We start from the raw sequence: 8,585 nt of genomic DNA, 5'->3' as shown, positions 1-8,585 counted from the left end.
GTGGGGTATTGCTGGAGGGGAATGCCCACCTTCCGCCGCGCTCTCGCCTTCGTGCTCCTGGCCACCGGTTGCTCGCACATGTCCTTCGACAAGGCCAGCGAGCTGGACACCGTGCAGGCCTACCAGGACTTCCTGCGTGAGAACCCGGAGGATCCCGAGGCCCTGACGGCCCAGGGGCGCATCGAAGGGCTGGAGTTCGACGAGGCGAAGCGGCTGCACTCGGTCCTCGCCTACAAGCGCTTCCTGGAGACGTACCCGGACGCGCCGCAACAGCAGCGGGTGAAGTCGCTGCTGGAGGGCCTGCGCTTCAACGCGGCGAAGGAGGCGGACACGGAGGCCGGGTGGAGGCAGTTCCTCGCTGAGCACCCCGACGGCACCCACCGCGACGAGGCGCGCAACCGGCTGCAGGCGGCGCAGGAGCGCGACGTCCAGTCGACCACGGACCTCAAGCGCGTGTCCCAGCTCCTCCAGGGCGAGGCCGCCGGCGCGCGCCGCGACGAGCTGGAGCGCAAGCTGGACGACGAGTCCTTCGCCCAGGCCAAGGACGCCGGAAAGCTCTTCGCCTACCTGCGCGACTTCCCCGCGGGCGCGCACCGCGAGGAGGTCCGCGTCAAGCTGCTGGAGCTGGAGGTGGAGGGACTGCTCGTCTCCGGGCTGGTGGACGAGGCCGAGGCGAAGGTGAAGGTCCACCCGCTGGGGCCGAAGCTGACGGGCTTCCCCGCGCGCCTGGCCCGCGCCCGCGAGGAGCAGGGCGCTCTCTCCCGCACAGAGCCCGCCGTTCGCGCGATGCAGGCGGGCCACTACCTGCGCGACCTGGAGGACCTGAAGCGCGCGCTCGTGGCGCCGGATCCGCTGGACCGCTGGCAGGCGGCGGAGGAGCTGGGCCAGCACGTCTCCGTGCGCGCGGTGGATCCGCTGCTGGAGGCGCTGCGCACGGCGCGCAACCCGCTGATCCGCCAGAACGCGCTGTCGTCGCTGCGCTCGGTGCTCTCCGCGCTGCCCGCCCCCGTGGCCGGCTACGAAATCGCCGTGCGGCTGGAGTCCCTGCGCGAGCGCGCCAGCAGCCCGGAGCTCTACATCACCGTGGCGGCGCTCCTGGACCTGAGCGGCCAACTGGAGCAGGCCGCCAGCCAGTACCAGCGCGTCTATGAGTCCGGCGGCACGGATCCGGTGGTGCTCTGGCGCTGGGTGCAGCTGCGCGAGCAGCGCCGCCAGGCGTTCTCCGCGGCGGTGGCGGCCCGGCAGCTCGCGGTGTGGGCCCAGACGACCGCGCGCGAGGAGCTCGTGTCCGCGGAGGGTGGGGTGCCCCTGGCATCGGCCCGCCAGCTCTGCGCGGCGGTGGTGGACGCGCGCTTCGCGGCCCAGGCCATCGCCCGGGTCCGCAACGAGAAGACGGAGTTCCCCGAGGACATGGACACCTTCGAGCGCACCGCCCAGGACGCGGTCCGCCTGGCCGAGGCGAAGCTCGCGGACGCGGAGCTGCTCCTGCGCCAGCAGCACCCCGGCGTGCGCACCTGCGCGGATCAACAGGTCGCCGAGCGCCTGTCGCAGGGAGTGAAGGAGCGCACCCAGGCGCTCCAGCAGGCGACGAGCGCGAAGCTGCCCAAGCCCGTGGGCACGCTGCTGCTGGAGCTGGCCCGCGAGCGCGATCCCTCCCCGGAGGTCCGCGCCGCGGCAGCCTCCCGGTTGGCTGGATCCACCCCTCCCTGAGACGGACTGGCGGACCCGACGGCGGCGGTTAGAGTCCCAGCCCCCCATGGCCGCCCCCCTGCCGCTGATCCACACCGTCCCCTCCGGAGCGCCCTCGCGCGGTCTGGACCTGGATGGCGCGCTCAACGACGAGCAGCGCGCGGCCGTCGAAGCAGGGGAGGGGCCCGTGCTCGTGATCGCCGGTGCGGGCTCCGGCAAGACGCGCACGCTCACGTACCGCGTGGCGCGCATGCTGGAGCGGGGCGTCCCGCCGTCTTCGCTGCTACTCCTCACGTTCACCAACAAGGCCGCGCGCGAGATGACCCGCCGCGTGGAGGAGCTGGCCGGCGGCTTCGCGGACGTGGGCAGTCTCCTCGGAGGCACCTTCCACCACGCGGCGCACGTGCTCCTGCGCCAGCACGCGGGGGCGCTCGGCTTCTCCACCGGCTTCACGGTGTTGGACCGCGAGGACGCGCGGGACCTGATGGCCACGTGCCTGGCGGAGCGGAAGCTTCGCAGCGACAAGCGCTTCCCGCGTCCGGACGCGCTGCTGGACCTGGTCTCCCTGGCCACCAACCTCCAGCAGCCCGTGTCGCAGGTGCTGGTGGACCGGCGCAGGGAGATGCTGCCCGTGGCCCCAGAGGTGTTCGCCACCGCGCGCCGCTTCCAGCAGCGCAAGGCCCAGCTGCACCTGATGGACTACGACGACCTGCTGGCCCACCTGAAGCGGCTCTTGGAGGACCACCCGTCCGTCCGCGCGGAGCTCACCGGGCGCTTCAAGGGCGTGCTCGTGGACGAGTATCAGGACACGAACCGCCTCCAGGGCGACCTCGTGGACCTGCTCGTGGGCGAGCGCCGCAACCTCACCGTCGTGGGCGACGACTGTCAGTCCATCTACAGCTTCCGGGGCGCGGAGTTCACCAACATCATCGACTTCCCCCAGCGCTACCCCGGCTGCGGCATCTATCCGCTCACGCGCAACTACCGCTCCACGCCCCAGGTGCTGCGGCTGGCCAACGCCGTCATCGAGCGCAACACCCGCCAGTTCCCCAAGGCGCTCGTGTCCGACGGCGCGCCCGGTCCCGTGCCCCAGGTGGTACCCACCCGCGACGTGAAGGCCCAGGCCGCCTTCGTCGCCGAGCGCGTCCTGGAGCTGCGCGCCCGGGGGCAGCGGCTGGAGTCCATGGCGGTGCTCTACCGCGCCCACCTGCACTCGCTGGAGCTCCAACTGGAGCTGACGCGCCACGGGCTGCCGTTCCGCGTGCGCTCCGGGGTGCGCTTCTTCGAGCAGGCCCACGTCAAGGACGCGCTCGCCCACCTGCGATGGGCGCACAACCGGAACGACGAGCTGGCCTTCAAGCGGCTCGCGCGGAAGCTCTCCGGCGTGGGCACCGCCAGCACGGAACACCTGTGGACCGCCCTGGCCGCGCTGCCTCCGGAGATGTCCCTCCCGGACGCGCTGGCCCACCCGGACGTCCAGGCCCACGTGCCGCGCAAGGCGAAGGCCGGCTTCCAGCGCTTCCAGACCCTGATGACCACGCTGTCCGTCCGAGAGGCTCGGAGCCCCGGCGCGCTGCTCGCGGAGGTGCTGGCGGCTCGCGAGCCCCCGACCACTCCGGACGGGGTGGACCCCCGCGCGGAGGACCTGCGCCAGCTCCAGGAGTTCGCCGGCCGCTTCGAGGACGTGCCCCGCTTCCTGTCCGCCATCGCCCTGGTGGCCGAGTTCTCCGCCCGGGCCGCCCTGGAGGGCGACGGCGAGGCCCCGGACGACGTGCTCACCCTCACCACGGTCCATCAGGCCAAGGGGCTGGAGTGGCGGACCGTCTTCGTGCTGAGCCTCACCGACGGGCGCTTCCCCCTGTCGCTCGCCACGCGCGACCTGGAGAACGAGGAGGAGGAGCGCCGCCTCTTCTATGTCGCCGTCACCCGGGCCCGGGAGGCGCTGTGGCTCGTGTACCCCCACACCTCACTGCCCCGGGAGGACGGGCGGCTGCTGCTCACCCCGTCCCGCTTCCTGGCCGAGCTGCCGGTGGGGCCTGACGCGGTGTGTGAGACGCACCCGCCCCCGGAGCCCGACGGGCCGATCCGCCTGCGCGACCTGGGGCCGGATCCAGACCGGGAGCTGTAGGCCGGGCCCGAAATCAGCCCCCCTGGTGGGCAGGCTGGCCAGAACTACAGTCAGGGAGGAAGCGTCCGCCTAGAAACGCGCACGCGACGCCTCGACGTGCTAGAGAGTGAGGACGGGCGCGGCCTCCCCCTGAGCCGTGCACGTTGACCTTCATGGCGGACAGACCTCGCATCGTCGGGATTGACCTGGGCACCACCAACACCTTGGTGGCATCCGTGCGCAACCGCATCCCGAAGATCGTCCCCACGGACCGCGGCAACCTCATCCTGCCCTCCGTGGTCGCGCTGTCCGCCAAGAACGACCTGCTGGTCGGCGGCGTCGCCAAGGACCAGATGGTGACCAACCCCAAGAACACGCTCTGGGGCACCAAGCGGCTGATCGGCCGCAAGTACCATTCGAAGGCGGTGGAGGACCTCAAGGGGTACTTCCCCTACGACATCGTCGAGGACCCCAACGGGGACACCGCCGTCACGATGGGTGGCAAGCTCTACACGCTGCCGCAGGTCTCCAGCTTCGTGCTGTCGCAGCTGAAGACCATCGCGGAGCAGTTCCTGGGCGGCCCCATCGACGCGGCCGTCATCTCCGTCCCCGCCTACTACAACGACAACCAGCGCAACGCGGTGAAGGAGGCCGGGCGGCTGGCCGGCTTCGACGTGAAGCGCATCGTCAACGAGCCCACCGCCGCGGCGCTGGCCTACGGCTTCAACCGGGGACTGGATCAGAAGGTCCTCGTCTATGACCTGGGCGGCGGCACCTTCGACGTCAGCGTGCTGCACCTGGCCGGCAACGTCTTCGAGGTGCTGGCGACCGGCGGCGACTCCTTCCTGGGCGGCGCGGACTTCGACAACCGCATCATGGAGTACGTGCTGGAGCGCTTCCGCGACGAGACCAAGGTCGACCTGACCGAAAGCCCCATCGCCCTCCAGCGCATCAAGAACGCCGCCGAGGCGGCGAAGATCGACCTGACGCTCATCCCGAACGTCGTCATCGACCTGCCCTACATTGAAGAGCGCAAGGGCAAGCCGTTGGATCTGCGCATCCCGCTGACCCGCGACTACCTCAACAACCTCACCGGCGACCTGGTGGACCGCACCTTCGACATCTGCGACCGGGTGCTCGCGGAGAAGGGCATCAGCCGCTCGGAGATCGACGAGATCATCCTGGTGGGCGGGCAGAGCCGCATGCCGCTGGTCCAGCAGAAGATCCAGGCCCACTTCGGCAAGGCCCCGCGCAAGGGCGTGCACCCGGACGAGTGCGTGGCCCTGGGCGCCGCGCTCCTGGGCGACTCGCTGGGCAGCATCGACGCGGTGACGCTGCTGGACGCGCTGTCCATGCCCATTGGCTACGCGATGCCCAACGGCCGCGTGAAGCGCATCATCGAGAAGAACTCGCTGATCCCGATGGTGAAGAGCTTCCGCCTGCCGCCGCCGCAGCAGCCGGGCGCGCAGTTCATCGAGCTGGACATCTATCAGGGCGACAGCGACCTGATGGTGGACAACGAGTACCTGGGCACCGTTCGCGTGCCGGCCGCCGCCGCGGGCCGGAAGATCGACTTCCGCCTCACCGAGGAGTGTCTCCTCCAGGTGCAGGTGGAGGACGCGAGCGGCATGTCGCGCAAGGTGGATCTGGCCACCCGCGACACGCCCGAGCAGTTGAAGAAGGCCCTGCAGGAAGTCGCCTCGCGCAACACGCCGGCTGCTCCGTCGAGCAGCAGCGGGCCGAGCGATGACCGCGGCCTCTTCTCCAGCATCAAGAGCATCTTCCGTAGGGGGTAGGGAGGCGCGATGCCGAAGTTTCCGTCGAAGGAATGGCTGGACGAAGCCGTCCGGCTCACCAATGCAGACCCGGAGTGCGCCATCGCCGGCAAGGGATGGAAGGGCGACTTCGGGGCCATCATCGAGGCGGAGAAGGGCAAGCTGGACAAGTCCTTCGTCGTCCACGTGGAGCCCGGGGACTGCGACATCAAGCGGGCCCGCGTGCTGTCGGATCCGGACGACCTGGACGAGCTGGAGCCGGTGTACCTGGCCCGCGCGCCGTACTCCGTCTGGAAGCAGCTGCTGCTGGGCACGTTGGATCCGGTGGAGGCGGTGCTCAAGCGCCGCATCTCCATGCGGGGGGACCTGCAGCCGCTCATCGAACGCATGCGCTACAAGGGCATCGCCGACCGCGTCTTCGCCGCGCTGAAGACCGAGTTCCCCGACGGCCCCTGAGGCCAGAGGACACCCATGGGCATCCGCGACGACTTGAAGAAGCAGGCGCTGGGACTGTCCAGCATGGCCATGGAGAAGCTCATGGCCGACGAGAAGCGCGCCATGGCCGTGGCCCAGGCCATTGGCCGCGTCCAGCGCGGCAAGCAGGCCCTGGACCGCGGACAGGAAGAGGTCATGAAGGCCCTGCACTTCGCGCCGAAGGGCGACTTCAAGGCCGTGGGGAAGCAGCTCGCGGGCCTCAAGCGCCGCCTGCGCGAGCTGGACGAGAAGCTGGAAGCGCTCGCGGAAGAATCCTCCTAGAAAAGGCGTTGACACCCACGCGCACGAATGGCATTTACCGCCGCGTCCGTTGCGCAGCGGTGGCGCGGCGGGCGGCACAGACAGCAGGGCGCGTAGCTCAGCGGTAGAGCACTGCCTTCACACGGCAGGGGTCGCAGGTTCGAAACCTGCCGCGCCCACTCAGAAAGGCCGTGAGTCCTCAGGGGCTCACGGCCTTTCGCTTTTCCAGCTCCTGACAGTCGCTGTTCGCCGGGCGGAGGCGCCCGTTGGCTGCCGCACGCGGCCGGGCCGCAGTGTCGGGTTCCGGCGCAATCGGCAGGGTCGGGGCGTGGCCGGGGATCCGCGGACTGTGCGACCTTCCTGGCCGTGCCCAGGACATTGCGATTCACGTGGGATCAGCAGGGACGGGCGGTCGTGAGTGGCCTGCCGCCCGACGACGTGCTGGCGGACTACCTCGCCCAGGAGCTGCGGCCGGATGCGAACCGGGCGCAGGGGATGCTGCGCGAGCTGACGGCGCTGCGGCAGGGACAGCGGGAGCGGTGGGACGTCACCGGGGAGACCTGGAGCCTGGAGCTCAACCGGGCCCGGGCCTCCATCCACAGTGAGGTGGCCATCCCCGGCCGCTCCCAGGACCTGCCCCTGGAGGAGTTCGAGGACGCCATCCGCTCCTGGCTGGAGTTCATGGAACTGTCCCGGGGCCACTGAAAAAAGAGGCCCGAGCCCCCATGCGCTTCGAGGGCCCGGGCCCGGAGCCCCACACCCCATGGGACCCACAGCCGGAAAAATGTTGGTTCCGCAGGAGCGTCAGCTCTTCGCGGTGGCCGCCGCGTCGCGGCTCACATCCGAAGACGCCTCAGCGTTGGGCGCGTGCGGCGGCGTGTTCTTGGCCTTCACCAGCGAGGCCACGATGCTTCCGCCCAGCACCAGCGCGATGACGCCCAGGGAGACGGCCGGGGACAGGTGCACCACGTCCACCAGCGCCATCTTCGCGCCCACGAAGACGAGCACGCCGGACAGGCCGACCTTCAGGTAGGTGAACTTCTCCATCGCGCCGGCCATCAGGAAGAAGAGCGAGCGCAGGCCCAGGATGGCGAAGATGTTCGACGTGAAGACGATGAACGGGTCGCGCGTCACCGCGAAGATGGCGGGGATGGAGTCCAGCGCGAAGAGCACGTCGGACGCCTCCACCAGCATCAGCGCCATGAGCAGCGGCGTCGCCAGCTTGCGGCCGTTCTCCACCGTGACGAAGTGCTGCCCGTGGAAGTGCGGCGTGGAGGGGATGACGCGGCGGGCGGTGCGCATCAGCCAGCCGTCCTCCGGGTGCTCTTCATGGTTGCGCTGGATGAAGAGCTTCACGCCCGTGATGATGAGGAAGGCGCCGAAGACGTAGATGAGCCAGTGGAAGCGCTCCAGCATCGCCACGCCCGCGAAGATCATCGCCGCGCGCAGCACCAGAGCGCTCAGGATGCCCCAGAAGAGGACCCGGTGCTGGTAGAGGGCCGGGACCTTCATCGTGGAGAAGATGACGACGAAGACGAAGATGTTGTCGACGGAGAGCGACTTCTCGATGAGGTAGCCGGTGAGGAACTCCATGCCCGGCCCGGCGCCGTAGCGCCACCACAGGAAGGCGTTGAACGCCAGCGACAGGCTCACCCACACCGCGCTCCAGGCCCCGGCCTCCTTGAAGCTCACCGTGTGCGCCTTGCGGTGGAACACACCGAGGTCCAGCGCGAGCATCGCGAAAACAAACGCGATGAAGCCACCCCACATGAGGGGGCTGCCGATGGTTTGGAAGGATTCCAACGAGTTCACCTGGGGAAGGCACGGGGAGCCAACCCCTCTCAAATAGGAGCGTCGGCAATCTTCGGCAAATAGAGAATCCGGACGCGATACTTAGGGAAAACAGAAGTATCACCCAGGAGCAGGCGTCCCGCGGGGGAAGGGGGGCCGGACGGTCGGGGGCTCTTGAGGCCCTTGTCGCCAGGGGAAGTGTTCATTTCCGCCATGGTTTTCAATGACCCCGGCTGGAGAACGCTTTCACCGGGCCATTGAGACCAGCCGAGCGCCCGAACCTCCCGTGGCACGAGAGCCCGGAGGCTTGGAGCGTGGGTGACGGGGCCGCCGGCGAAGGCGTCGCGGCCGCTGCCCGTCTCGAGGGCCCCCGAGCACGGAAACCCCCTGCCCGATGCGGAACCGATTTGTCTTCACGTCCAGCGCGCTGCTGGTGGCACTCCATGCCTTTGGCTGCGGCGCGAGCCCCGAAGGCGGCACGACGACCC

At 69.7% G+C, this 8,585-nt stretch carries 7 protein-coding genes and 1 tRNA gene; 7 read left to right on the top strand and 1 reads right to left on the bottom strand.

Features of this window, described 5'->3' with window-relative positions:
* Positions 1 to 21 precede the first annotated feature (21 nt).
* The 7 genes from D7Y11_RS39850 to D7Y11_RS39820 all read left to right on the top strand — a co-directional run bounded on the left by D7Y11_RS39850 (position 22) and on the right by D7Y11_RS39820 (position 7,011).
* On the top strand, positions 22 to 1,710 hold the full coding sequence (locus D7Y11_RS39850; RefSeq protein WP_126936298.1) for a HEAT repeat domain-containing protein: 1,689 nt from the start codon (positions 22 to 24) through the stop codon (positions 1,708 to 1,710).
* Between the two features lie 46 nt (positions 1,711 to 1,756).
* On the top strand, positions 1,757 to 3,817 hold the full coding sequence (locus D7Y11_RS39845) for an ATP-dependent helicase (RefSeq protein WP_126936297.1): 2,061 nt from the start codon (positions 1,757 to 1,759) through the stop codon (positions 3,815 to 3,817).
* 152 nt (positions 3,818 to 3,969) lie between these two features.
* Positions 3,970 to 5,592 carry an Hsp70 family protein gene (locus tag D7Y11_RS39840; RefSeq protein WP_120581305.1) on the top strand — a complete coding sequence of 541 codons (1,623 nt, stop codon included), beginning with the start codon at positions 3,970 to 3,972 and terminating at the stop codon, positions 5,590 to 5,592.
* 9 nt (positions 5,593 to 5,601) lie between these two features.
* Positions 5,602 to 6,027, top strand: coding sequence for a hypothetical protein (locus tag D7Y11_RS39835; RefSeq protein WP_120581303.1), 426 nt, complete (start codon positions 5,602 to 5,604; stop codon positions 6,025 to 6,027).
* A 15-nt stretch (positions 6,028 to 6,042) separates the two neighbouring features.
* Positions 6,043 to 6,327 carry a hypothetical protein gene (locus D7Y11_RS39830; RefSeq protein ID WP_120581302.1) on the top strand — a complete coding sequence of 95 codons (285 nt, stop codon included), beginning with the start codon at positions 6,043 to 6,045 and terminating at the stop codon, positions 6,325 to 6,327.
* 86 nt (positions 6,328 to 6,413) lie between these two features.
* Positions 6,414 to 6,485: transfer RNA gene (locus tag D7Y11_RS39825), tRNA-Val, on the top strand.
* Between the two features lie 235 nt (positions 6,486 to 6,720).
* Positions 6,721 to 7,011 (top strand): hypothetical protein, encoded by a 291-nt coding sequence (locus tag D7Y11_RS39820; RefSeq protein WP_169822488.1) that lies wholly within the window; start codon positions 6,721 to 6,723, stop codon positions 7,009 to 7,011.
* Positions 7,012 to 7,110: 99 nt separating this feature from the next.
* Here the strand turns inward: D7Y11_RS39820 and D7Y11_RS39815 are convergent, their stop codons facing one another.
* The gene (locus D7Y11_RS39815; RefSeq protein ID WP_120581304.1) at positions 7,111 to 8,109 is read right to left on the bottom strand and encodes a TerC family protein; all 999 of its coding nucleotides are present in this window, start codon (positions 8,107 to 8,109) and stop codon (positions 7,111 to 7,113) included.
* Positions 8,110 to 8,585: the final 476 nt, after the last annotated feature.

The organism is Corallococcus sp. AB018 (assembly GCF_003986945.1).
Classification (GTDB): domain Bacteria; phylum Myxococcota; class Myxococcia; order Myxococcales; family Myxococcaceae; genus Corallococcus; species Corallococcus exiguus.
This window is presented reverse-complemented; position numbering and strand designations above follow the sequence as displayed.

Coding starts and splice junctions, on each gene's coding strand:
- D7Y11_RS39850 (WP_126936298.1), top strand. CDS start 22: ATGCCCACCTTCCGCCGCGCTCTCGCCTTCGTGCTCCTGGCCACCGGT.
- D7Y11_RS39845 (WP_126936297.1), top strand. CDS start 1,757: ATGGCCGCCCCCCTGCCGCTGATCCACACCGTCCCCTCCGGAGCGCCC.
- D7Y11_RS39840 (WP_120581305.1), top strand. CDS start 3,970: ATGGCGGACAGACCTCGCATCGTCGGGATTGACCTGGGCACCACCAAC.
- D7Y11_RS39835 (WP_120581303.1), top strand. CDS start 5,602: ATGCCGAAGTTTCCGTCGAAGGAATGGCTGGACGAAGCCGTCCGGCTC.
- D7Y11_RS39830 (WP_120581302.1), top strand. CDS start 6,043: ATGGGCATCCGCGACGACTTGAAGAAGCAGGCGCTGGGACTGTCCAGC.